This is a genomic window from Streptomyces sp. HP-A2021, assembly GCF_022807935.1.
Lineage (GTDB): Bacteria > Actinomycetota > Actinomycetes > Streptomycetales > Streptomycetaceae > Streptomyces > Streptomyces afghaniensis.
The window spans coordinates 143,047-164,780 of the sequence record NZ_CP094344.1; the positions used below are offsets into that span (position 1 = coordinate 143,047).

The 21,734-nt window shown below is 69.0% G+C and carries 23 protein-coding genes and 4 pseudogenes; 13 read left to right on the plus strand and 14 right to left on the minus strand.

Going from position 1 to position 21,734, the window contains the following annotated elements; translation table 11 throughout:
• Positions 1-31: 31 nt before the first annotated feature.
• The 3 genes from MQE23_RS00755 to MQE23_RS00765 all read right to left on the minus strand — a co-directional run bounded on the left by MQE23_RS00755 (position 32) and on the right by MQE23_RS00765 (position 2,482).
• On the minus strand, positions 32-796 hold the full coding sequence (locus MQE23_RS00755) for a class I SAM-dependent methyltransferase (RefSeq protein ID WP_020269344.1): 765 nt from the start codon (positions 794-796) through the stop codon (positions 32-34).
• 619 nt (positions 797-1,415) lie between these two features.
• Positions 1,416-2,039, minus strand: coding sequence for a hypothetical protein (locus MQE23_RS00760; RefSeq protein ID WP_243377850.1), 624 nt, complete (start codon positions 2,037-2,039; stop codon positions 1,416-1,418).
• 29 nt (positions 2,040-2,068) lie between these two features.
• Positions 2,069-2,482: a helix-turn-helix domain-containing protein gene (locus tag MQE23_RS00765; RefSeq protein WP_020269346.1), complete on the minus strand. Its 414-nt coding sequence runs from the start codon at positions 2,480-2,482 to the stop codon at positions 2,069-2,071.
• A 123-nt stretch (positions 2,483-2,605) separates the two neighbouring features.
• Between MQE23_RS00765 and MQE23_RS00770 the strand changes: the two genes are divergently transcribed.
• Complete coding sequence (locus MQE23_RS00770) at positions 2,606-3,475, plus strand: NADP-dependent oxidoreductase (RefSeq protein ID WP_037666302.1); 870 nt, start codon at positions 2,606-2,608, stop codon at positions 3,473-3,475.
• 337 nt (positions 3,476-3,812) lie between these two features.
• Here MQE23_RS00770 and MQE23_RS00775 read toward each other — a convergent pair whose 3' ends face one another.
• Positions 3,813-4,355 carry a winged helix-turn-helix domain-containing protein gene (locus MQE23_RS00775; protein ID WP_020269348.1) on the minus strand — a complete coding sequence of 181 codons (543 nt, stop codon included), beginning with the start codon at positions 4,353-4,355 and terminating at the stop codon, positions 3,813-3,815.
• 57 nt (positions 4,356-4,412) lie between these two features.
• On the opposite strand from MQE23_RS00775, the gene MQE23_RS00780 reads away from it, so the two are divergent.
• Positions 4,413-5,318, plus strand: coding sequence for a S41 family peptidase (locus MQE23_RS00780; protein ID WP_243377851.1), 906 nt, complete (start codon positions 4,413-4,415; stop codon positions 5,316-5,318).
• Between the two features lie 136 nt (positions 5,319-5,454).
• Positions 5,455-5,541 (plus strand): annotated as a pseudogene (locus MQE23_RS00785) (hypothetical protein); the annotation flags it as partial.
• A gap of 72 nt (positions 5,542-5,613) precedes the next feature.
• On the opposite strand, the gene MQE23_RS00790 reads toward MQE23_RS00785, so the two are convergent.
• Positions 5,614-6,411, minus strand: a complete 798-nt coding sequence (locus MQE23_RS00790; protein WP_243377852.1) for a Ku protein — start codon at positions 6,409-6,411, stop codon at positions 5,614-5,616.
• Positions 6,412-6,943: 532 nt separating this feature from the next.
• Here MQE23_RS00790 and MQE23_RS00795 point away from each other — a divergent pair.
• Positions 6,944-7,540 carry a hypothetical protein gene (locus MQE23_RS00795; protein WP_243377853.1) on the plus strand — a complete coding sequence of 199 codons (597 nt, stop codon included), beginning with the start codon at positions 6,944-6,946 and terminating at the stop codon, positions 7,538-7,540.
• Positions 7,541-8,009: 469 nt separating this feature from the next.
• On the opposite strand, the gene MQE23_RS00800 is transcribed toward MQE23_RS00795, so the two are convergent.
• The 6 genes and pseudogenes from MQE23_RS00800 to MQE23_RS00820 all read right to left on the minus strand — a co-directional run bounded on the left by MQE23_RS00800 (position 8,010) and on the right by MQE23_RS00820 (position 11,807).
• Positions 8,010-8,441 (minus strand): HIT family protein, encoded by a 432-nt coding sequence (locus tag MQE23_RS00800; RefSeq protein ID WP_243377854.1) that lies wholly within the window; start codon positions 8,439-8,441, stop codon positions 8,010-8,012.
• A gap of 187 nt (positions 8,442-8,628) precedes the next feature.
• A complete protein-coding gene (locus MQE23_RS43450) occupies positions 8,629-8,751 on the minus strand; it encodes a hypothetical protein (RefSeq protein ID WP_279345108.1) in 123 nt (40 codons plus the stop codon).
• 13 nt (positions 8,752-8,764) lie between these two features.
• Positions 8,765-8,863, minus strand: a pseudogene (locus MQE23_RS00805) (aldehyde dehydrogenase family protein); the annotation flags it as partial.
• A 148-nt stretch (positions 8,864-9,011) separates the two neighbouring features.
• Complete coding sequence (locus tag MQE23_RS00810; protein WP_243377855.1) at positions 9,012-9,674, minus strand: hypothetical protein; 663 nt, start codon at positions 9,672-9,674, stop codon at positions 9,012-9,014.
• A gap of 232 nt (positions 9,675-9,906) precedes the next feature.
• Positions 9,907-10,599, minus strand: coding sequence for a hypothetical protein (locus tag MQE23_RS00815; protein ID WP_128092432.1), 693 nt, complete (start codon positions 10,597-10,599; stop codon positions 9,907-9,909).
• A gap of 194 nt (positions 10,600-10,793) precedes the next feature.
• Positions 10,794-11,807: a LacI family DNA-binding transcriptional regulator gene (locus tag MQE23_RS00820; RefSeq protein ID WP_243377856.1), complete on the minus strand. Its 1,014-nt coding sequence runs from the start codon at positions 11,805-11,807 to the stop codon at positions 10,794-10,796.
• Between the two features lie 326 nt (positions 11,808-12,133).
• Between MQE23_RS00820 and MQE23_RS00825 the strand changes: the two genes are divergently transcribed.
• Positions 12,134-13,099: a glycoside hydrolase family 6 protein gene (locus tag MQE23_RS00825; RefSeq protein WP_020269264.1), complete on the plus strand. Its 966-nt coding sequence runs from the start codon at positions 12,134-12,136 to the stop codon at positions 13,097-13,099.
• A 199-nt stretch (positions 13,100-13,298) separates the two neighbouring features.
• Here the strand turns inward: MQE23_RS00825 and MQE23_RS00830 are convergent, their stop codons facing one another.
• Positions 13,299-13,658: a hypothetical protein gene (locus MQE23_RS00830; protein ID WP_020269265.1), complete on the minus strand. Its 360-nt coding sequence runs from the start codon at positions 13,656-13,658 to the stop codon at positions 13,299-13,301.
• Positions 13,659-13,727: 69 nt separating this feature from the next.
• On the opposite strand from MQE23_RS00830, the gene MQE23_RS00835 reads away from it, so the two are divergent.
• The 4 genes from MQE23_RS00835 to MQE23_RS00850 all read left to right on the plus strand — a co-directional run bounded on the left by MQE23_RS00835 (position 13,728) and on the right by MQE23_RS00850 (position 17,446).
• Entirely contained in the window at positions 13,728-14,699 is a 972-nt protein-coding gene (locus MQE23_RS00835) for a Clp protease N-terminal domain-containing protein (RefSeq protein ID WP_243377857.1), read from the plus strand.
• A gap of 169 nt (positions 14,700-14,868) precedes the next feature.
• Positions 14,869-15,147 (plus strand): polyprenyl synthetase, encoded by a 279-nt coding sequence (locus MQE23_RS00840; protein WP_243377858.1) that lies wholly within the window; start codon positions 14,869-14,871, stop codon positions 15,145-15,147.
• Complete coding sequence (locus MQE23_RS00845; protein WP_243377859.1) at positions 15,137-16,189, plus strand: polyprenyl synthetase family protein; 1,053 nt, start codon at positions 15,137-15,139, stop codon at positions 16,187-16,189. Before MQE23_RS00840 ends, MQE23_RS00845 begins: the two co-directional genes overlap by 11 nt.
• A gap of 96 nt (positions 16,190-16,285) precedes the next feature.
• Positions 16,286-17,446 (plus strand): oxygenase MpaB family protein, encoded by a 1,161-nt coding sequence (locus MQE23_RS00850; RefSeq protein WP_243377860.1) that lies wholly within the window; start codon positions 16,286-16,288, stop codon positions 17,444-17,446.
• A 19-nt stretch (positions 17,447-17,465) separates the two neighbouring features.
• Here the strand turns inward: MQE23_RS00850 and MQE23_RS00855 are convergent, their stop codons facing one another.
• Positions 17,466-18,080, minus strand: a complete 615-nt coding sequence (locus MQE23_RS00855; RefSeq protein WP_243377861.1) for a dihydrofolate reductase family protein — start codon at positions 18,078-18,080, stop codon at positions 17,466-17,468.
• Positions 18,081-18,252: 172 nt separating this feature from the next.
• Here MQE23_RS00855 and MQE23_RS00860 point away from each other — a divergent pair, with 172 nt between their 5' ends.
• The 4 genes and pseudogenes from MQE23_RS00860 to MQE23_RS00875 all read left to right on the plus strand — a co-directional run bounded on the left by MQE23_RS00860 (position 18,253) and on the right by MQE23_RS00875 (position 21,151).
• Positions 18,253-19,116 (plus strand): metalloregulator ArsR/SmtB family transcription factor, encoded by an 864-nt coding sequence (locus tag MQE23_RS00860; RefSeq protein WP_243377862.1) that lies wholly within the window; start codon positions 18,253-18,255, stop codon positions 19,114-19,116.
• Between the two features lie 355 nt (positions 19,117-19,471).
• Positions 19,472-20,140 (plus strand): HAD-IA family hydrolase, encoded by a 669-nt coding sequence (locus tag MQE23_RS00865; RefSeq protein WP_037666197.1) that lies wholly within the window; start codon positions 19,472-19,474, stop codon positions 20,138-20,140.
• A 7-nt stretch (positions 20,141-20,147) separates the two neighbouring features.
• A pseudogene (locus MQE23_RS00870) lies at positions 20,148-20,324 on the plus strand (IS5/IS1182 family transposase); the annotation flags it as partial.
• A 263-nt stretch (positions 20,325-20,587) separates the two neighbouring features.
• Positions 20,588-21,151 (plus strand): cysteine hydrolase, encoded by a 564-nt coding sequence (locus MQE23_RS00875; protein WP_037666192.1) that lies wholly within the window; start codon positions 20,588-20,590, stop codon positions 21,149-21,151.
• A 284-nt stretch (positions 21,152-21,435) separates the two neighbouring features.
• On the opposite strand, the pseudogene MQE23_RS00880 reads toward MQE23_RS00875, so the two are convergent.
• A pseudogene (locus MQE23_RS00880) lies at positions 21,436-21,719 on the minus strand (hypothetical protein); the annotation flags it as partial.
• Between the last annotated feature and the right edge of the window lie 15 nt (positions 21,720-21,734).

Genomic DNA, 21,734 nt, shown 5'->3' on the forward strand with positions numbered 1-21,734 from the left:
CGCCAGTGTCGTACGAGAGCCATGAACACCGTCAGGGCTTCACGGCGTGGAGGATCCGCATCCCTCTGGAGTCCGCGGCGTCGCGGCGCACGTCCAGTCCCGCGGTCCGGCACTGTTCGACCAGCCAGGAGGACGCGATTCGCAGCTTGGGGTAGCTGCTTGCCCGTTGCTGCCAGGAGCCGTTCGTGCGGGTGTGGAGCAGGTCGTTGACGATCACCGTGTCCTCGTCGCGGTATTCGAGGAAGCAGGTGAGCAGCTGGTCGTCGCTGCTGCGGACCGGGATGAAACGGTCCGTGCCCCGCAGCTCCGCTGTGAGATCGCGGTAGGTGATGACGAGATGGCCGTCCGGGCGGAGGGCACGGCTGATGTGGCCGAGCAGCACGGGGACGTCCGCCTTGGACGGGAGGTGGGGCAGCGTGTCACCCATGCAGACGACCGCCGTGACCGTGCCCGGCTCGGCGGCCTCGGGCAGCACGGTGCGGATGTCGCCGTGCACCGGCCGTACCGCCTCGGCGCCCCGGACGTACGAGACGAGTTCGTCGAGCAGCCGGCGGCTGGTGTCCACGGCGAGCACGGGGGCGAAACCGAGGCGGATCAGCGCCAGCGTCTGTGCACCGGAGCCGCAGCCCAGGTCGATGGCCGTACCGTCGTCTTCGGTCCCCGCCAGGCCCAGTTCCGCGAGCAGCGCGGCCTGCCGGTCGGCAACCTCGTGGACGTCGCCGCCCAGCATCCACGTGTAGTGCTCGGCGAGCAGCCGGTCGTAGTGGTCGACGCTGGTACTCGCGTCGGGGGTCATGGCGTGCTCCTTCGGGTCGTCTGTACGCCTTGCCGTCCGCTGGCCGGCGCGAGCAGCGAGGCGTCGGGCCAGGTGAAGCGGAGCTTGGCGAGGGATCCTGCGAGCCGGGACGCTACCCCGCCGGGGGGGCGGGACCAGTGCCTTCTCGACGCAGGTGCAGCCCAGGGCCCGGTAGAACTCCTGGGCCGCCGTGTTCTGTTCGAGCACCCACAGATACATGGCGTTGCTCCTCGCACGCTCGGAGACGGCCACTGCGGCGCGGCGCGAGCGAGCAGCGCGGTGCCGAGGCCCGTTCGGCGGCGGTGCTGGGTGACGTGCAGATTGTCGACGAGGCTGCCCCAGCGGCCGTCCTCGTCGAAGACGACGTGGACGAACCCTGCGAGCCCGGTGTCGTCCGCGGCGACGACCGTCGCACTGCCGCTCGGGGCGGAGAGGCGCAAGGACCAGACGGACCGCCGGTCGGCCACCACATCGCCGTCCAGGAACGCGTCGGAGACGCGCCACGGTAGTGGCGACGCCAGCTGTCGGCGTGCAGCAGCGCCATGTTCGGCGTCTTCGGGTCCCGCTGCCCGCATCCGCGGCGAGGCCGTGGGTGAGCCGGTGGGCCCGGCGGTGGCGCTCAGGCGGCGCCGGGCCGGCTCGCTCCCCGCCTGCGCCGGGTCTGGCCGTGGCGCTGCGCGGTGTCCAGCAGGTCGTCGACGGTGTCCTCGATGGCCCGTACTCGTGCGCGGGCCTCGTCGGCACTGACGCGGTGCAGCTCGGTGCTGACGGCGTTGATGACTCCCCCGGCGCCTGCGACATAGTCCGGCAACCAGATGATGTCGCGCTGGTGCAGCAGGTCTGCGACATCCGGCGTGGCGAGCTGGTTGTTCGCCGGTCCGACCACGGCACGGCAGCGGAGATCTTCCGCGGTCCGCCTGGTCGGGAGGGAGCCGAGAGCCGCGGGGACCACGATGTCCACGTCGGCGGCGAGGATCTCGCCGGGCGCCCGCCAGACAGCGCCGAGCTCATCGCCGATCTTCTGTTTGTCCGGGTCGATGTCGGTCACCGTCAGGCCGCCTCCCTCCGCGGCGAGCAGGCGGGCGAGGCCGGCCCCGACGCGGCCCAGACCGACCACGGCGATGCTGCGGCCGCCCAGACTTGAGGTTCCGTACAGCCGTCGGAGGTCCTGGAGGGAAACGGCCGAGCCGGTCCAGTGAACGACGAGCGTGTCGCCCTCGCGCAGGAGCCGAGGGCCTTCCACAGTTCACACGCCAAGATTCAGAGCCGGTCTCAGGATGCCGGTGAATCGGCCATCGCGTCGTAGTGCTCTCGTGCCGCGCGGACCTCATCGAAGTGCGTCTCGGCCCACGCTTTCACGGCCGTCAGCAAGCCGGCCAGGCCGACGCCGAGGGGGGTGAGTTCGTAGTCGACGCGGACGGGGACGGACGGGGTGACCGTGCGGGACAGCAGGCCGTCGCGTTCGAGGGCGCGCAGGGTCTGCGTGAGCATCTTGGGGCTGACACCCGCGATCTTGCGGTTCAGCTCCCCATAGCGGCGGGGGCCGTCGGACAGGGCCGCGACGACCAGGCCGACCCACTTGTCGCTGAGCCGGCCGAGCAGTTCGTTGGTCGGGCAGGTGCGGCAGAACGCGTCGTAATCGGCCCGCGCCTGCTCACGCTTCTGAGCTGCCGTCATCGTCGCCATGACTCTCCTCCCGGTGCACTAGGCACTTTCAGGTAACTACTTCCTGCTGGAGAGTAATGCTTCCTAGGGTTGCGCCAGCAAGGCGGAAACGCGCGAACACAAGTCATCTCAGGAGAAGTTCCCATGCGTGCTGCAGTGGTGAGGACATTCGGCGGTCCCGAAGCCGTGGAGATCATGGACGTGGACCTGCCCGAGCCCGGGCCGCACCAGGTGCGGATCAAGGTCGCGGCAGCCGCACTGAACCCGGTCGACACTCTCAAGCGGATGGGCATGTTCGGACCGCCTGGCGGGCTGGGTGGCGATGTCGCCGGGACGATCGACGCGGTCGGCGCGGACACGTCGTGGAGCGTCGGCGACGCGGTGGTGGCGCTGGCCGACGGCACGCATGCCCAGTACGTCGTCGTGGAGGCCGACTGGGTGGCCCCGGCGCCGTCGTCGGCTGATGCCGTGCACGCTTCGACCCTGCCGCTGAACGCCCTGACCGCTGCGGGGGCACTGGACCTGCTGGAACTGCGGAAGGGGCAGTCCCTGCTGGTGACCGGGGCAGCGGGCGCGGTGGGCGGATACGCCGTCCAGCTCGCCTCCCACCAAGGGGTATCGGTGACCGCACTGGCCCGCGAGAAGGACGAGCAGCTCGTACGGTCACTGGGAGCGGCGCACGTCACCGGCATCACCGGCGGGGCGGACTTCGACGCCGTCCTCGACGCGGCCATCCTCGGGGAACCGGCACTCGCCCGGGTGCGCAACGGCGGCGCCTACGTCGGCGTCAACCCCGTCGCGGCCCCGGCCGCCGAACGCGGAGTACGCATCGAGGCGGTCCAGGTACGCCCCGACGGGGCGTACCTGGCGGAACTGGTCCGGCTGGTGGACGAGGGCGTGCTCACCCTCCGGGTCGCCGAGACGTATGCCCTGGAGGAGGCGGCGAAGGCTCACGCCCGGCTCGCCGAGGGCGGACTGCGCGGACGCCTTGTCATCGTTCCGGACCACGGCTGACCGGACCGGCACCCGGCCTCCGCGACGCACAGGCCAGCAGCGGTGTCCGCACTGGCCTATGCCACACCTTGGGCTCCTGTGGCTCGCTCGATTCGGTGGGGCCCATCCGGGCGGCCGGTGCGTAAGGACCTCTCGGACGGGACGTGGTGGACGTCGCGCGACATCGACGGCACTCACATCGTCCCCGGCCGACCACGTCGAAGTTTTGGAAGTTGACGAGGTGTCGCCGTTCAGTCCGTGACGCGGGTCAGCTGTCGGCCGGCGCCGGTTTCCTCGGCCAGCTGGGGGTGGCGCCTATCCGGGCCAGGCGGCGGCCAGTCTCGTGAGGTTGGTGCCGCTAGGCGGAACTGGTGGCGCTGGTCGGCCGGGCCTGCTGATAGAGCGCCACCAACACACCGTGCACGGGCTGGTCCTCTGCATGCTCCTCGGCCTCATCGACCAGTTGGGCGAGGGTCTCGCCGAGTTCTCTTGCCTTCGCGGGGCTGAGACGCAGGTGGCGCAGTGTCAGGTGGGTCTCGGCGGGAGAGCGGTCCAGCTCCTGGGCGACCGCAGCGAACATCGCGGCGGTGCCTGCCGCTTGGGGTTCGGCGACGACCATCTGGCGGGCCGTGCGCTGGTAGTACTGCTCGGTGCCGCCGCGGACCTGGCGGGTCCCGGCGATGTGGACCAGCCCGGCTTCGCGGAGCACTTTGAGGTGGTGGGCCACGTTGCCCTTCTTCCCGTCGAGCTGCGCCGCAAGCTGGCTGGTGGTGGCAGGCCGGTGGCCCAGGGCAAAGAGCAACCGCTGGCGCAATGGGTGAGAGAGCGCCGCGAACTGCTCAGGCGCACCGATCTCCAGGACGTCCTCGGGAGGCGGCGGGTAGGGAGGCTGATCACGCATACCAAAAGTGTCTAAACTCTTTGACGCTTTCGCAAGGGCAGTGCTCTACTCCCTGCCATGACGACTCCGACGAAGCTTGCGCCGGCCCCTGTCATCGACGAGACGGCCCGGCTGCTGACCGATCACTACGTTTTCCCCGAGACAGCTGAGCAGCTGGCCGGCCTGCTGAAACGACGCCTCACCGAGGGCGCCTACGACGTCGACGACGCCGAGGAGCTCGCCCGCCTGGTCACCGCGGACCTGCAGTCCGTCAACGGTGACCGGCACCTGAGACTGAAGCACCACGCCGCCCCGGTCTCCCCGAAGCAGGGGGCGGCCACCCGGGACGCCATGCGCCGGGACTTCGACTCCTCTCTGGGCGGTGCGCCCCGGGTGCAGTTGCTCGACGGAGGGGTCGCCGTGGTGGAGCTGGCACCGATGCTGTTTCCGCTGGAGTGGGCCGCCGAACCGCTGAGCTCCGCGCTCACCCTGGCCTCCCGCGCCCAGGCGCTGATCGTGGACCTGCGCGCCAACCGGGGCGGCGACCCGGACACGGTCGCCTTCGTCTGCAGCTACCTGCTCGACGAGCGCACCCACCTCAACACCATGTACTGGCACGGCGGCGAGCGCAGCGAGCAGTCCTGGAGCCTGCCGCACGTTCCCGGCGCGCGCTTCGGCGGCAGCAAGCCGTTGTATGTGCTGTCCAGCGACAGCACCTTCTCTGCCGCTGAGGAGCTGGCGTACGACCTCCAGCAACTCGGCCGCGCCGTAGTCGTCGGCGAGCCCACCCGCGGCGGCGCGCACCCGTGCCAGGGCTGGACCCTGCACCCACACCTGGAAGCCACCGTCCCCGTCGGCCGCGCCATCAACCCCGTCTCCAGCACGAACTGGGAGGGCACCGGTGTGCAGCCGGACATCCCTTGCGCCGCTGCTGACTCCCTCGACCACGCTCACGCCCTGGCCCTCGCCCGACTGGCAGGCTGACCCAGTCCAGCTCATCGACCGCACTGCACGCAGCGCCCCCCACGCCGGCGACTGACTTCGCCGGCAGAGGCCCCCGTCTCCGGCGGCCCCCAGCGCGCACACCCCGCACGACTAGGTTCGCTGTCAACCGCCTGGATTGGATGTTGAGGCTCGGCCACCGGAGCCGGACTGGCTGATCGAGCGGGGCCTGTCCGGCAGGGACACGGCCTACGTCCACGTCGGCGGCTGCTGGAACGCCGGGAAGCGCTCGAAGGGCGTCACCCAGGAGCAGCACTGCACGCCCTCGCCGAGGGGGTCAAGCCCTGCCCGCAGTGCGAGCCCGACAACGCACTGGGGTTCCTCGACTAGGCGCTGCGCGGCCGGCGCCCGGACGTCTTCTTTGCGGCGGCCTCTTCGTGGTCTTCTTGGCGGTGGCCTTCTTGGCCGGCTGCATCTTCGCGGCTTTCTTCTTCGGCATCTCGTCTACGTCGGCGTCCTCGCCGCGCGAGGCCCTGGCCCTCTGCACGGACTCGGTCAGGGCGGCCATCAGGTCGACGATCTGTCCCGGCTCCGCTTCCGGCTCCTGCAGCTTCGGCGGCTCGCGGTGCTCCCGCTTCGCTTCGATGATCTGGGCGAGGGCCTCGGTGTAGGTGTCCTGGAACTCCTCACCTTCGAGATCGTCGCGGGTCATGGTGTCCATGAGCGCGTGCGCGCCGTCGATCTCCTCGTCGCTCAGCTCCACCGGCGGGGGCAGCAGTTCCTCCGGCGACCTGATCTCGTCGGGCCAGCGCATCGCGTGCAGCACGATCACGTCGTCCCGAACCCGCAACAGACCCAATCTCTCCCGGCCGGACCAGGCGTACTTCGCGACGGCCACCTTGCCGCTCCGGTCGAGCGCCATGCGCAGCAGCTTGTACGGCTTAGCGGCGACCTGCCCGCTCGGCGCCAGATAGTCCTTGGTCAGCTGGTAGCCCTTGCCGATCTCGCCTTGGTCGACCTCACGGTCCCCGATCTCGCAGTACTTGCGCACCCGCACCCGGCCCATGTCCTCCAGGTGGTACTGGTGAAACCTGATCGAGTGGTCCTCGGTAGCGCTGGCCACGGTGATCGGCACGGTGACCTTCTCTGAACTACCAAATTCTCGCGTTCTGTTGGCTCTGTCGACCGGAGGGGTGGCAGTCAGGCCGGAATATCGAGCTCGGTGAGCAGTCCGCGCACATGCTGCTCGGATCGGCCGTATGGCGTCGACGCCCTGGCACCGTCACCGTGGCTTCGATCCGCCTTTGGCTTCAGCCGTGATCAGCCGCATTACAGGGCATCGGCCCGCCAGTGCATACGACCCCTGTGGCTTTGTCGGGCAGTAGTGACGTCGCTTGTCGATGGGTTTGGGAGGCACCTCGACGGATGTGTGGTGTCGATGAGTTTGGGAGGCGCTGGGGCTCTTGCCAGGACAGCGTCGGGATGCTCTTGGTGAAACGTACTGGTCATGCGGCAAACGGGCACTGCAGTCATTCGCCGGTCGCACCACTTCGTCGGCCGTCAGACGGAGCCGAGTCGGCCCTCAGAGCGACGCTCGGAGCCTCCGTGGCTGGGATCTTCATTACTGAACGGGCCGAACAGCAGTTCATCCAAGCCGAGGACCGCCCATGCGACAGCTACAGCACACCAAGGAACCCACTACCGTCCACCTCGGACGATTACGCGTCGCATGGCGGGCGGCCCACGAGCCCGTTGCCGGAGTGTCACGACGGATTCGACTCGTGGCTTACGCCGTGCCCTTGGCCGTTCTTCCTTCCAGTATCTGGCGGCTCCCGGCCGCGTTCGGCAACGGTCGCGGACTCGGTGAACGGACGTACGTCGTCTTCCTGTCAGTTCTGTCCGAGGTCTTCGCTTTCGCTGCGATCGGTCTGATCGCCCGCTGGGGTGAGGTGTTCCCGCGCTGGGTCCCGTTCCTTCGCGGCCGCCGGGTCCCGAGAAGGGCGGCCGTCCTCCCGGCCACCATCGGGGCCGCGAGCCTCACCCTCGTGTTCACCCTTTTGTTCATCGCCTCCGAGATCAGGGGTACCACGATCCGAGGTGGCGACCTGCCAGCCGACTACCCTAGCCAAGCCGGCGGCTGGGAAGCTGCCTGGTTCTATCTCTGCTACGCGCCGCTGACCCTGTGGGGGCCGCTGCTGGGCGTGCTGACCGTCGCGTACTGGAAACGCCGTTCCGCGGCCGAGAGGGCACCTGCGACGGCGTGAGATCGCCGTCGGCTTCCGATGCTCACTCCGGAGACCAGGTCCGTGGGCGAGCAGTGCCGAGAACTCGCTTCAGAAAGTCAGAAACGGGCAGATCGAGCAGGATGACCTCACCTCCGCACAAAGGGCGCACCGGATTCACGAGGCGCGGCGGAAGGTGGCGGCCGGGCCGATGACGTCCGTCACCGACGCTTTCACTCGGACACCGGCGTCGTCCTCCCCCCTCCTCTCCACCCGGGAAGACGACAGCGCATTACTCCAGAGGCGCCTCCTTCGCCGTCGCCTCACCCGCGGCGGGCATTCGGTCACCCCTTATCAGGAGGGCTGGCCGAACCTGCTCAGTGGACCGCCGAACGTGATCCCTCTCCGCAGAACCCCCTGGCCCAGTGCCTGGACGACCGATCTCCGGGTGGGCCGCCGACCTCACGGTCGACGGCTCGACCGAGATCGCGTCAATCAACCGTCGCCAGGCTCAAGCTCCCAGCTGCAACGCCTTCCTGAGCGTGCCGGCCCGGGCAAGCCGCACGTCTCGTGGCGCTTCACGCAGTGCAGGGTCCGGCATGCGAAACCCGTCGTCCTCGAACCGGGGGACGACATGAACGTGCACGTGATGAAGCACTTGACCTGGGATGTGGTTGTTCTGTGTCACCGTGCTTCCGACAGCCCCATAGGCATCCTTCACTGCAGACGTCACTCGTGCTGTGACCTCGAAGAGCTCATGCAGGAGATCAGCTGGTACGTCATGCAGGTCGGTCACATGTGACAGCGGCAGGACTAGAGCATGACCAGGGTTGTTCCGCCGCTGCTTGAGCGCAGGGACGACGAAGACGTTGTCCGAGCGGTAGGCGACCAAGTCCTCGTCGATCTCGCCTTGTCCGATCCTGCAGAAGGCGCACTCACTCACTCTGAGACCTCCGAAGTCGCCTCTCGCCCGGCCTAGCTGGATCGACGAGTCTGGCAGGCCGTCGCCCAGACGGGCATCTCCGTTTCCCGGAACAAGAAAGAGTAGGTCTGGCTCGCAGGTCACCCGCTGTCGGTTGGCCGGCGCCTGGCATGTCTTCGACCCCGCAGTGCCTCAGTACGCCGGCGGGTCAGCCGAGGCCGTCGGCTCCCACGGTCACTGGGGACTCGTCGAGCAGGGCGTCGGTGACGGGCAGTGGGCTCCCGTCGAGATCGAGGGCCGAGGTGGCCTCCTTGTACCAAGAACAGATCACGGCGTTGCCCCAGAAGCGGGGTCCACTCGGCAGGCTCGAGGACCAGCGTGCAGTCGGAGGCCAGGGCCGGGGCCAGCTTCCAACTCTCCAGCATGAACGGGGTGTTCCACGGCCTGGACGCTGGACAGGACCCATGAGCGGCTACGGCACGTACAGGGTGCGCCCACGACGAGGAGGCCCTGGCGGTCCTGCGAGCGGCACCTGGCGTGGTGGCGGGCGTGGCCAGACTGCAAGGTCGTCACTGCAGGAATGGACCACCGTTATGGCTGCTCTTCCGTCTTGACGGTGAACGGTCCGGTGGCGAGGGCTACACACGGGGTGACGTCCGTTGTCTCGCCCGCCGCCAGACCCGCCTCGCACAGCCGGCCGCCGTTCTCGCGCAGGTCGAGGTAGAAGCGCGTGGTCTTGCCGTCCTGCTTGAGGCCGTGAATGCGTTCGTCGATGTAGCCGAGGCTGTTCAGGGTCTTCCGGACCTTGACGGGGGTGGGATCCACGACCTTTTGCAGCGCCTCGATGATGCGCTGTTCGTGGTGGACGCTCGTGCACCCGTCGTGCCGGTCCAACTCTGCAGCAGGCCCTGTGGGAGGGCCGGGCTCGATCGGGTCGGTCGGGGGCGTTTCCCCAGGGGCGAGACTCCGCACCGGCTCCGGACCGGTCGACTTTCCGGGCGGTGTCGGCGGGACCCCGTCGGACGGGGGACACGCCTGCGCGTACATGCCCAGCATCGCCGCGAACGCTTCCTGCTCGGGGGATGGCTGTGTGGGTCTGGCCTTGGAGGCGACGCTGCCGGCCGGCTCACCCTGTGGGCCACTGCCCTTCAGCTCACCTCCGCAGCCGGTGAGTGCCAGAGAGGCGAGAGCGGCAGCCGCGAGGCCGCGTCGGTGATGGGCGAATGCGCTGATGGAGGCACGGAGGTGTGTCATATGCAGAGTCTCCGGTCACCACCGCTCACCCGCTTGAGTACGCGTACTTACCCACATGGGTACTCGGCTTCAGCGGCCGACAGGTGTTCCGTGCTGCGAGGAAGTAGCGCCCCCGTGCACGAGGCCGGATTCGCTCAAGGCTCGTCGCTCGCGGTGTGTCAGGCAGGTCCGAGGGCAGCTCCGCTCACCAGCGGGACAGGGCGGGTGCGGCCCGCCCAGGGGGTGTCCCCGTCTACTTGTCCCCACGACTCACCCCTACGCAGCCCCACGTGCCTGTCACGACGGTCAGCGCTGCCAGGCCGCCGATGATCCCTTTGTACGCGCCGGGGTCCAGGTCCACTTCCGTGTCCTCGTCCTCCAACGGACCAGCTGCGCCCTTGGGGTCGTACAGCACGCGCAGTTTGTCGCCTGGCCCCACCCTGTCCGGGTCGCAGCCGTCCGTCATCCGAGGTGAGATCTCCCGGCCGTCGCGGGTGCGGAGCGTGCACTCGTCGGTCGTGCCGTTGTCGACGTCGGCTACGACGGCCTCGGTCCAACGGCCCCGCTTCTCCAGCCCCCGTTCGTCGCCGGCCTCTCGGGTGATGATCGCCAACACGATCGCAGCAGGGAGGGCAACGACGAGCGCCCCGATGGCCAGTTTCGGCGTCTTCTTGTGAGTGACGTGGCGGAGCAGGACGCCGGGCACCAGGACGAGTGCCAGGGGTATCACCAGCGCGGAGGTGACGAAGACCGGGCCGCGCAGGAAGGCCGGCAGAGGCGCCACCGGCGCGAACCACATCAGGGCCACCGAGGCCGCTACGCACGCGCTGTTGAACAGAAACCAGTGCATCGGGCCCGTACGGCGTCCAGGAGGAGCGGTCTCGGTCGGCCGGGCCACTCGGCCGGCTCCTGCCGCGAGCCCTCGTACGTCCCTGTCACCCGCCATGCGCTCCCTCTCGTCCACGTCGGCCTCTTGACGGACGAGCGTACGGGCCGCGGAAGCCGGACTGATCGGTAGGTCTCGTCGGGTGGCCGCCTCCTGCGGCATCGGCGTGCCGGCACCACCTGGGCCAAAGCGCGCCATCACCAGCCACAGGTACGCCCACCTGCAACACGCCTCCCCCGCCCTGCTGACACCCGTCAGGCACTCGAGCGGGTGACCAGGCGCGTGGGCAGGATCAACGGGGTGGGGTCGTGTCCGTTGATGACCGTGACGAGCATGCGCGCCATCTCCCGCCCGAGAGCCGTTATGGGCTGATGGACGGTGGTGAGGGGCGGGTCGGCGACCTGGGCGACGGTCAGGTCGTCAAAGCCGACCACAGCGATGTCGGCGGGGACCGCCCGGCCGGCCGCACGCAACGTGCGCAGCGCCCCCGCCGCCATGTTGTCGTTGGCGGCGAACACCCCGTCCACGTCGGGGTGGTGCGCCAGCAGGGCAGCCATGGCGGCGGCTCCGCTGGGCTCGGTGAAGTCCCCTTCATGCGGCGGCAACGGATCGAGGCCGGCCGCCAGCAAGGCGTCCCGGTAGCCGCGGTACCGGGCACGCCCGGCCTCGGTGTCCAGACGCCCGCAGATCGCAGCCACGCGAGTCCGGCCGCACGAAACCAGGTACTCGGTCGCCTCGCGCGCTCCCCCGACGTTGTCGACGTCCACATACCAGCGGGGCGCCGAACCGACGGGGCGCCCTCCGAACACGACAGGCATCTCCGCCTCCTCGGCCATACCGGCCAGCGGATCGTCCTCGCGCAGCGCCATCAGCATGACCCCGTCGGCCCCCTTGGACCGGAAGAGCTCCTCCACCCGCTTGCGGCCCCGGTCGGAAGCGGCCAGACACAGCATCAGATGCAGATCGGCCTCCTCCAAAGCGGTCGACGCCCCCACGATCACCTGGGCGTAGAACGGATCCGCGAAGATCGACGGATCCTCTCCCGAGACGACCAGGGCGGCCGCTCCCGTCTGACGGGTGGCCAGAGCACGGGCGGTCGGATTGGGCACATAACCGAGTTGCCGGACAGCCCGTTCGACCGCCTCCCGTTTGGCGCGGCTGACATGCGGCGCGTTGTTGAGGGCACGGGAGGCCACGGATCGGGAGACACCGGCGCGTTCGGCCACCTCGTCGAGCGTCGGCTGCCGACGCGGCGCAAGTTCTGCCATGAACCACGAGCCCTTCCCTCACGACCGGACGGGAAGCGTCTCACCCCGGACCATGGCACTGCCACCCCTTCAAGTCTGGGACCGCTTCCAGTTTGCTGGCCATCGAGGCTTGTTCTCGCCATACGAATCGCGGTGTGCGTCGGCTCTTGACACCTCAACTACCCCGCAACACCATACCGAGCACACCCCAACGATTTTCCAGTGCTGTTGGGATCGCTTCCAGTGGGAGCGCTCCCAAGATCAGGTCGTAACACCGCTCTTGCTCAGGTCGCACGCTCGGGACCAGAGCGTGCGACGCACCCCTGCCAGGAAATCGAGGTTCAGTCATGCGCCGCAGACTCCGCGCCTTGGCCACAGCGCTCCTCGCTCTGCCGCTGGCGTTCGCCGCCGCACCGTCCGCCCACGCGGCCGACCCCACCACCATGACCAGTGGGTTCTACGTGGACCCCGACTCCAGCGCGAAGAGGTGGGCCGCCGCCAATCCCGGCGACGGCCGGGCCGCCGCCATCAACGCGAACATCGCCAACACCCCGATGGCCCGCTGGTTCGGCTCCTGGAGCGGCACCATCGGCACCGCCACGGGCGGGTACGTGGGAGCGGCGGACCGCGTCGACAAGCTCCCCCTCCTCGTCGCCTACAACATCTACAACCGCGACTACTGCGGCGGGCACTCCGCGGGCGGAGCCGCCTCGCCGTCCGCCTACGCTGACTGGATCGCCCAGTTCGCCGGCGGGATCGCCAACCGCCCGGCCGTCGTCATCCTCGAACCGGACTCCCTCGGTGACTACGGCTGCATGACCCAGGCGCAGATCGACGAACGCGAGGCCATGCTCTCCGGCGCCCTCGCCCAGTTCAGCCGTCAGGCCCCCAACACCTGGGTCTACATGGACGCCGGCAATCCGCGCTGGGCCGACGCGGCGACCATGGCCCGGCGCCTCCACGAAGCCGGCCTCCGACAGGCCCACGGCTTCTCGCTCAACATCTCCAACTACATCACCACCGCCGAGAACACCGCCTACGGCAACGCCGTCAACCGTGAACTGAGCTCCCGCTACGGCTACACCAAGCCGTTCGTCGTGGACACCAGCCGCAATGGCAACGGCTCCAACGGCCAGTGGTGCAACCCCTCGGGCCGCCGCATCGGCACCCCCACCCAGCTGGGCGGAGGCGCCGAGATGCTCTTGTGGATCAAGGTTCCGGGCGAGTCCGACGGCAACTGCGGCGTCGGAGGCGGCTCCTCGGCCGGTCAGTTCCTCCCCGAGGTCGCCTACAAGATGATCTACGGCTACTGACCGGGACCGCCGTGGCCCGGTACGCCCTGTCCCCCGACCGGGCCACGGCGACGTCCGCCGCACCCCGGACGCGCGCAGCTCCGCGAAGCCCGGGCGGGTCGGTGCGCTGCGACGGTGGTGCCAGAAGCTGTTGGCGGCACGGGCCGCGGTGGTGCCGGCCGACCGTTCCGGGCCAATGGCACCGGGCTGCTCGCGCCGGTCACTTCCGCTCCAGCGCGGCCAGACGCAGCTCGAGCTGGTCCACCCGGTGCCGTAGCAGCGTGACCTGTGCTTCCAGGCTGACTTCGCGTTCCGCCCGGCGCTGAATGCGCGGTGACGCGGCGGCGCGCTCGATCACCGCGTCCAGCCGGACCAGGCGCTGCGGCCCGTTCGGGCCGTCCACCAGCCGGGACTCGATCTCGCCGTTGCGGTACCAGGACCGCAGGGCCGAGCGGGAAACCCCGGTCTCGGCTTCCGCCTTGGCCAGCGTGACCCAGGGGGTCTCGTCCAGCTGCTCGAACAACTCCAGCTCATTCTGCCAGCGCGCGAGCCGGTCCTCCCAGTCCGACGGTTTCTCCATCAGACCCCTCCCTTCGGCACGGTCACCCTGTCAATGACAGTGTATTGACAGGGTTGGGACCATGGAACCATGACATTTGAAAGGTTCACGGTGAAAGCCCGCAGGGTCGTCGTCACGGCCCAGGAGCAGGCGAGGCTGCTCAAGCACCACCACATCGGCACGGAGCACCTCCTGTTGGGGCTGCTCGACGTGCCGGACAGCACGGCGGCGAAAGTTCTGCACGAGCTCGGGTACGACAAGGAGACGGCGCAGGCCGACATCTCCGCGGTGGTCAAGCCCGGCACGGAGGAGCTGAGCGGCCATATCCCGTTCGCGCCGCGCGCGAAGAAGACACTGGAACTCGCCCTGCGCGAGGCGCAGCAGCTGCACCACAACTACATCGGTACGGAACACATCCTGCTCGCCCTGGTCAGGGAAGGTGCGGGCGTCGGCGCGAAGGTGCTTGCCGAGCGGATCAATCCGATCAGCAAGATCCGTGCCGCGGTGCTGGCCTCGTTGGACGGATCGCATGACGTCGCAGCCGGCCCCTGGCCGACCGGCACACCTGCCACCGAGGACACCGTGTCCGCCGCCAGCGCGCTGGCCGGTGGCGCACCGGTGGGCAGCCATCACCTGCTTGAGGCGATGCTGCGGGCGGAGAACAGCATGGCGGCCAAGGTGCTGCGCGAACTCGGGGTCGACCCGGACGCGGTCGCCGCCAAGATCGACGAACTGGATCCGGAGACGACCACCGACGCGAACCCGGAAGAAGCCGCCGCGCGCAGAATGGAGATCAGGCTGGTCGACGATGAGGTGCACGTGATCCTGCGGGATCCGGCAACGGTCACGCTCGCCAAGAAGGTCACCGAACTGTCCGACGGCCCGATCCAGGGCGTCGGGCCGGTCGCCGGCATGTTCGTCCCCCTCTGGCGGTCGACGAACCAACTGCTGCTGCGGATCCAGCAGATGCTGGAACCAGAACCCGAAGACGAGGACGGATCCGCCGCGAGCAAGGTGGCCAAGGTCGTACGCACGGTGCTCGCGCCCCGGCTCCGACGGTGAACCGGCTGGGCGTGACAGCGGCGGGCTCGCGCAGCCTCGATCCGCACAGTTGAGCGATGTGATCACTCGATCGTGAGTTCTTGTGCTCTTCCGCCCGGTCTGGCCAATGCTCGGAAGAACGGCGCGTGACCGGCGCCGCCCGGATGTTGTGTGAGTGGGGGGGAAGAGCATGACGCGAGAAGCGGGACGGCGCGACGGCTTGGACGAGCAGGCGGTGCTGACGGCGGCCGGGCTGGCCGATCTGACGGTGCGTACGCTGAGTTCGGCCGTGGGGACGCTGCGGGGGTTGCTGCGCCGTTCGGACACCGCGGAGTTGGCGGCGCAGGCCGAGAGCGAGCTGATGGCGCGTGGGCGCCTGGCGCTGGACCGGTACGCGGCCGTGTCCCCGGCCCACCTGGAGATCCTCGCCCGGCACGCCCAGGCCCGGAAGGCCGCCGATGGCGTCTGACCGGTGGGAGCCGGCCGCGTTCAAGACCCGCGTCGACGAGGTGCTGCATCGGTTCGTCGCGCAGGAGGCCGACCAGTTCGCCGCGATCGATCCGCTCCTCGGCCCGGTGGCCGAGCAGCTGGAGATGACCGTCGCGGACGGCAAACGGCTGCGAGCGGCGTTCTGCTACTGGGGCTGGCGCGCGGTGGGACAGCCGGACAGCGACGCACTGGTGCGGGCCGCGGCCTCCATGGAGCTGGTGCACGCCGCCGCGGTCGTGCACGACGATCTCATCGACGACAGCCCGCTGCGGCACGGACGCCCCACCGCGCACATCGCCCTGCGCGGTGCCGTGCGGCGGCGTCCGCGCGCCGACGCCGCCGCCAGGTCGCTGGCGATGCTGGTCGGAGACCTGCTCATGGCGCTGGCCGGGCAGCTGTTCGCCACCAGCGGTCTGCCCGCCGCCTACCTCGCCCGGGCCCGGCCCTTGTGGTCGGTGATGGCACGCGAGCTGATCGCGGGAGGCCTGGAGATCCTGCGCACCGGAGCCGGTCCGGACACCACCGCGTCACTGAAGGTGATCCGCTACAAGACCGCCAAGTACACCGTCGAGCAGCCCCTGCTGATCGGCGGCGCTCTGGCCGGGGCGGGCGCGCAACTGCGCGAGGGCTATTCCGCGTACGGACTGCCGCTGGGCGAGGCATTCCAGCTGCGGGACGACCTGCTCGGCCTGTTCGGAGACCCGGAACGCACCGGCAAGGCCGACACCGACGACGTGCGCGGCCACCGGCCCACGGCCCTGCTGGCGGAAACCTGGCGTCTTGCCGGCCACGAAGACCGCGAACAGTTGCGTGGCCTGCTGGGCCGGCGTAGCCCGGACGCGGATGCCCTGGACACGGTGCGCGAGGTGATGCGCCGGCTGAAGGCGCCCGATCGCATCGAGGACATGATCGGCGCACGCGTCCGGGAGGCACTCGGCGCTCTCCACGAACTGGACGTACCAGCGCACGCATCGAGCGCTTTGACCGCACTGGCGCAGTCCGCATCTGACCGCCTGTCCTGAGCTTCTGCCGTCCCTGTCGGCACAGGCACACGCCATGTCCGGCCGTCGGCCCGCCCGTCGGCCGTCGCCGGTCCTGAAGAGACAAGGAGCCCTGCCGTGACCTACACCGAGTCAGCCATGGACGCCCTGCGGCACGTCGGCGACGAACTCGCCGACGCCACCGTCGCCGCACTCTTCGAGAGCGGTCGGACAGGCACGTTCAACACGCTGATGCGCTACGTCTCCACCGCCGGCGCTCCCCTGCCCGACGGGCTGCCCGATGTCGCCCGGGAGTACCTGGAAGCCACCCGTGTCCCGCCGCCCTGGGTGGACTGGGCCGAGATGGAGAAGGCCCGGCTGTTCTTCATCGACAACAACGTGCACATCTCCACCGCGCTGTCCTTCGCCTCCATGCCCGCCTGCTACGTCGTCCCCCACGTGGCGAAGCTGTTGTCGGCCACTCACGGGTTGGAGTACCCCTCCAAACGGATGGCGGAGACGGGCCAGTTCACCGTCTACCTGATGCAGCCCGACGCCTTCGAGGCCGGCGGCCGCTTCGTGCCCGCCGCCCAGAAGGTGCGCCTGCTGCACGCCTCCATCCGCCACCATCTCGAGCGGGAGAACCGGTGGGACACCACCGCGCTGGGAACGCCGATCTGCCAGGAGGACATGATCGGCGGGCAGATGTTCTTCTCCCTGCTCGTCCTGGACAGCCTGCACCGCCTCGGCATCCACATGTCGCAGGAAGGCGCCGAAGCCTACTACTACGCCTGGCGCGTCGTCGGCGCCATGCTCGGCGTCGACCAGGACGCCGTCCCCAAGACCCTGGAGGAGGCCCGCGCCTTCCTCGACCTGTACATGATCCGGCACATGGGGCCCTCCGAGGAGGGCCCGCACCTCACCCGGCAGCTCATCGACCTCTACGAGGAGGTCGTGCCCGGGACCTTCTTCGACCCGATCGTCTCCGCCCTCATCCGCCACCTCATCGGCAACACCTGCGCCGACTGGCTCCGCGTGCCGCAGACCCCGTGGGACACCGTCGTCAAAGCCGTACCCCACCTCCTCGGCATCCTCGAAACCATCGAAGACCGCTCGCCGCTCGGCGCCTGGGCCCTCGACCGCCTCGGCCACCTGACCACCGTCCTCGAGCTGTCCTCCCTCACCCGCGGGCGCGTCATGCACTACGCCATCCCCGAACAGCTCAAGAAGGACTACGGCGTCCCCAACACGGTGCGCCGCACCCACCGATGGAACCCACCGGCCGCAACGATCTCTTGATCGCTCCGCAGCGATGTCGTCACAGGACGTCGTAGGTGAGGTGCGTCGCGGTCGATGTCGAGATCACGCTCCGCTGCACCAGCGTGCGCGGCGCTCCGCCGGTGAACAGGGGCGTCCCGGCGCCCAGCACGACGGGCGCGAGGTGCAGCGACAGCACGTCGACGAGCCCGGCGCCGAGCGCCGAGCCGATCGTGGCGCCGCCGCCCATGAGGACGACGTCGAGGTCCTTGCCGCTGTCCGCGGACGCCGCCTCGGCGCGCTCGCGCGCGGCGGCGACGGCGTCGGGCAGACCGGTGGTGACGAACGTCCAGTCGAGGCCGGTGAGCCGCACCGCCTCCGGCGGGGAACTCGTCACGACGACGAACGCGGGCTTGCCGACCTCGCCGGCGCCGTAGCCGGTGTTGTCGTCCCAGCCGTCCGGCCCGTCGACCACGTCGAAGAGCCGACGGCCGAGGACCACAGCCCCTGAACGGGCGGTCCCTTCGCGCAGGACCCGGCGATCGTCGGGGTCGTCGGAGAACGCCCAAGTGTGCAGGGCCTCGCCGCCGGTGCCCAGACCGTTGTCCGGGCCGGGGTCGGGCCCGGTGACGAAGCCGTCGAGGGAGAGCGAGATGTCAGCGATGATCCGAGTCATACGAGTGCAGACCCGATCCGTCGCCCGAACTCATCGCTCCGCGGCGACGGCGTGCACCGCGCCGTGCGCGGCATCGCCCACGTGGACAACCTCAGCCCGGCCGTTGGCTTCGCCTCGACCCCGGCAACTTATTCCTTGACACGAATATTCGTTGTGAAGAATACTCCTCTCCATGGACGCACTCCTCGCCGCACTGGCCGATCCGGCCCGCTGGCGGCTCGTAAACCTGCTGGCCGAGCGGCCCCGCCCCGTCGGCGTCCTCGCCCAGCTCGCCGAGGCGCGCCAGCCACAGACGACCAAGCACCTGCAGACCCTTGAACGCGCCGGCGTCGTGACCTCCCAGCGCGCCGGTCAGCGCCGCATCTACGCACTCCGGCCCGGCCCCCTGCGGGACCTGGCGGCCGAACTCAGCCGTATCGCCGACTCCGCGGAACGGGACAGCGGCCCGCACGCGACATACGACCGCTACGAGCGCAGCCTCCACGCCGAGCGGTTCGCCGCGAAGGAGTCGGGATGGGTCGACGGCCGCTCGTTCACGTTCCACCGGTCACTGACGGGACGCCCCGAGTTGGTCTGGCACCACCTGACCGAGGCCGTCCTGCTCGCGCACTGGTGGACCCCCGAGGACCTCCGCGTCTCCGAGCTCGTCTTCGAGGCGCGACCCGGTGGGCGGATCGTTCAGGAATACCGCGACGCCGAAGACTCCGACGGTTCCCACCCGGTCGCCGGGCGCGCGGAGGGAGTCGTCGACGACGTACGCCCCGGTGAGCGCCTCGCCTACCGGCTCTCCCCGCTGCTTCCCGACGGCCGCCTCGCCTTCACCGCTCACGTCGGCATGGACCTCGGGCCCACCGACACGGGCACAGATCTCGACGTCCACTGGCGCATCACCGACAGCACGATCGACTCCGCGGACTTCATCGCCGGCATCGAGATCGGCTTCGGCCAAAGCCTGGACAAGCTCGCGGCGATCCTCGACGCGGACTCGCACGACACCGACAGCGCCGACAGCATTGACACGAGGAGCATGAAATGACAGAGCAGAGCGCCGGCCGCCGAGTCGTCACCAACCTGGCCCTCTCCCTCGACGGCCGTTAGAACCTGTGTCAGAACCGGTGATCTGTGACGTTATGTGACTGTTACTGGCTGGTGAGTCCGGGCACTGCGAGTCGCAACAGGGGCCGGAATCGGCCATGTTGGCTTGGCGTCTGGTGATGTTGGTGTGTGAGGTGGACTGTGGGTGCGACGCCGAGTCCGGGTTCGACGTCACCTACCTGCGCACAACACCCTGCTGTCTAACGCGCTCTGGTGGCTCTCCATGTCCGCGACGAAGGCCATGTCTAAGGGCCGTCCCGTAAATGATCTTCGTGTCCTCCTGGCATGATCATGGCGTGACCAGTGAGCGTGTGCAGCCCGGCCCCAGGAAGTGCGTCCTCTTCGATGTCGACGGCACGTTGATCGACGCCGTGGACAACCAGCGCCGGGTCTGGGCAACGTGGGCGGGTCGATACGGACTGGACGCGACTGAGGTCTATCGGGTGGCCCTGCGGACGCGGCCGATGGAGACCTTCGCCAAGGTGGCTCCGGACCGGGATCCAAGGGAGTGTCTGGCTGCGTTGCACGAATTGGAGGACGAAGACGTCCGCTCCGGCGTCTATACGGCTTTCGATGGCGCGTCGCAGCTGCTGGGCACCCTGCCGTCGGGGGCGTGGGCGCTCGTGACCTCCAACTACGAGCACCGGGTGCGCGGCCGATTCGCTCGGACGGGCCTGCCGGTCCCGCGCGTCATCGTGGACGCCGCCGCAGTGGACGAAGGCAAACCCTCGCCCGTGCCCTACCTCTTGGCCGCCGAGCAGCTCGGTGTCCGGCCCGAGAACTGCCTGGTCATTGAGGACGCCCCCTCCGGAGTCGAAGCAGGGCTGCGGGCCGGCATGACGGTGTGGGGCGTCAACACCGCGGCTGCGGTGACCGGCGTGCACCGTCACTTCGCGAGCCTGCGTGAAGCGGTCCCCGACATCCTCGCCTTCGCCCGGCTGGAGGGATCAGCCGGAAGGGGATGATCACGGCGTGACTGGTGTGATCACGGCGTCGGAGTCGTCCTGGATAGCCCCGTTCACCGGGCTCAGCCCGCGCCAGTTCGCCAAGCTGGTGACCGTGCTGCGGCGCGCGGGCGCAGACGAGGTTCGCAGGGGGCGGCCGTGGAGCCTGTCCCTGGAAGACCGGGCGCTGCTGGTCGCGGCGTACTGACGGACCAACTTGACGATGCGCCAGCTCGCCCGATGGCGCCTGCGGATAGGGGCTGAGAAGGACCAGTGGCTCCGTAACTGACGGGCGACACCGCTTATCCGGGTTTGGACAGCACCTACGTTGTCCTGCAGAACAAGAACTGACACCGGTCATGGGCGCACTGCGGCGCGCCGCTGATGAGGATCTGCGGAACCCCCAACCACGGCTCGGTTGATCCACCAGACTTGCTCTTGTTCTTCCACGGAGAAGGGACAGCAAGCATGGCAAACAGTGCGCTTCTGGTGATGGACGTCCAACGGGACATCGTGGCCATCGCCGACGACGGTTCCGGATATCTGCCGCGTTTGCGCCAGGCGATCGACGGAGCCCGGGCTGCAGGCATCCCCGTGATCTACGTGGTGATCGGGTTACGGCCGGGTGATCCGGAAGTCAGCCCCCGCAACAAGGTGATGACAAACATCGTGCGGGCTGGTCTGTTCACCGAGGGGCAGCCTGGCACCGAGATCCATGACGACGTCGCCCCCCAGCAGGGCGACGTCGTGGTGACCAAGAGACGAGGGAGTGCCTTCTCGGGCAGCGACCTCGACTTGGTACTCAGGGCTCGCGATATCGACAGCCTTGTTCTCACCGGCATCGCCACCAGCGCTGTAGTGCTGTCCACCCTGTGGCACGCCATCGACCTGGACTTCGGCCTCACCGTCCTGGCGGATGCCTGCCTCGACACCGACCCCGAGGTGCACACGATGCTTACCGAGAAGCTGTTCCCGCAGTGGGCAGACGTCCTCGCCGTCGAGGACTGGCTCAAAGCCATCGCACCGCAATAGCGGAAGGCCGTCCTGGCGTGCGGGGCAAGCCGGCATCGCCTCCCGTCGGCCGGGAAGAGGTCAGTCGACGGAGTTGCCCGGGCCTGGGTGAGGGTGCCAAGCGGCTCAGGCCAGCGTAAAAGCGGTCCACATGCCACAGTGTGAGCTGCCACGCGGTCAGCGTTGAGCACCCCTTGCCCCCCACGCCCCTTTTGGGGCTCGCCTCGGCGGTACGCCATCCAAGTTCGTCGACACTTGGGACCGCTACCGGTGGCCTCCTCATGCCGCTGGGAACCTTGGATGTGTCAGCTCAGAGCAGCCGGGGCGAGGCGGATGGTGTTCGACTGCTTCCGCAGGCGTATGGGCTTGGGCTTGCCGACCGCCTTCACCGGTTCGACGGCGTGTGGTGACGTACGCGGTGGGCGGGGAGGGCGGGTGAGGCGGCGGACCATGAGGGTGATGAAGGTCCAGTGATGTGGGCCTCGCTGTGGGAGATAAGGCGCTCGTAGTCGCGGACGTTTCTCCTGGCTCTCATGATCCACGAGATGGCCCGCTCGACTCGCCACCGCTTCGCCAGGACGGCGAATCCGTCCTGCACGATCAC

Coding starts and splice junctions, on each gene's coding strand:
- MQE23_RS00810 (WP_243377855.1), bottom strand. CDS start 9,674: ATGACACACCTCCGTGCCTCCATCAGCGCATTCGCCCATCACCGACGC.
- MQE23_RS00795 (WP_243377853.1), top strand. CDS start 6,944: ATGCGACAGCTACAGCACACCAAGGAACCCACTACCGTCCACCTCGGA.
- MQE23_RS00840 (WP_243377858.1), top strand. CDS start 14,869: ATGACGCGAGAAGCGGGACGGCGCGACGGCTTGGACGAGCAGGCGGTG.
- MQE23_RS00845 (WP_243377859.1), top strand. CDS start 15,137: ATGGCGTCTGACCGGTGGGAGCCGGCCGCGTTCAAGACCCGCGTCGAC.
- MQE23_RS00860 (WP_243377862.1), top strand. CDS start 18,253: ATGGACGCACTCCTCGCCGCACTGGCCGATCCGGCCCGCTGGCGGCTC.
- MQE23_RS00765 (WP_020269346.1), bottom strand. CDS start 2,482: ATGGCGACGATGACGGCAGCTCAGAAGCGTGAGCAGGCGCGGGCCGAT.
- MQE23_RS00825 (WP_020269264.1), top strand. CDS start 12,134: ATGCGCCGCAGACTCCGCGCCTTGGCCACAGCGCTCCTCGCTCTGCCG.
- MQE23_RS00780 (WP_243377851.1), top strand. CDS start 4,413: ATGACGACTCCGACGAAGCTTGCGCCGGCCCCTGTCATCGACGAGACG.
- MQE23_RS00770 (WP_037666302.1), top strand. CDS start 2,606: ATGCGTGCTGCAGTGGTGAGGACATTCGGCGGTCCCGAAGCCGTGGAG.
- MQE23_RS00755 (WP_020269344.1), bottom strand. CDS start 796: ATGACCCCCGACGCGAGTACCAGCGTCGACCACTACGACCGGCTGCTC.
- MQE23_RS00835 (WP_243377857.1), top strand. CDS start 13,728: ATGACATTTGAAAGGTTCACGGTGAAAGCCCGCAGGGTCGTCGTCACG.
- MQE23_RS00855 (WP_243377861.1), bottom strand. CDS start 18,080: ATGACTCGGATCATCGCTGACATCTCGCTCTCCCTCGACGGCTTCGTC.
- MQE23_RS00875 (WP_037666192.1), top strand. CDS start 20,588: ATGGCAAACAGTGCGCTTCTGGTGATGGACGTCCAACGGGACATCGTG.
- MQE23_RS00830 (WP_020269265.1), bottom strand. CDS start 13,658: ATGGAGAAACCGTCGGACTGGGAGGACCGGCTCGCGCGCTGGCAGAAT.
- MQE23_RS00820 (WP_243377856.1), bottom strand. CDS start 11,807: ATGGCAGAACTTGCGCCGCGTCGGCAGCCGACGCTCGACGAGGTGGCC.
- MQE23_RS00815 (WP_128092432.1), bottom strand. CDS start 10,599: ATGGCGGGTGACAGGGACGTACGAGGGCTCGCGGCAGGAGCCGGCCGA.
- MQE23_RS00775 (WP_020269348.1), bottom strand. CDS start 4,355: ATGCGTGATCAGCCTCCCTACCCGCCGCCTCCCGAGGACGTCCTGGAG.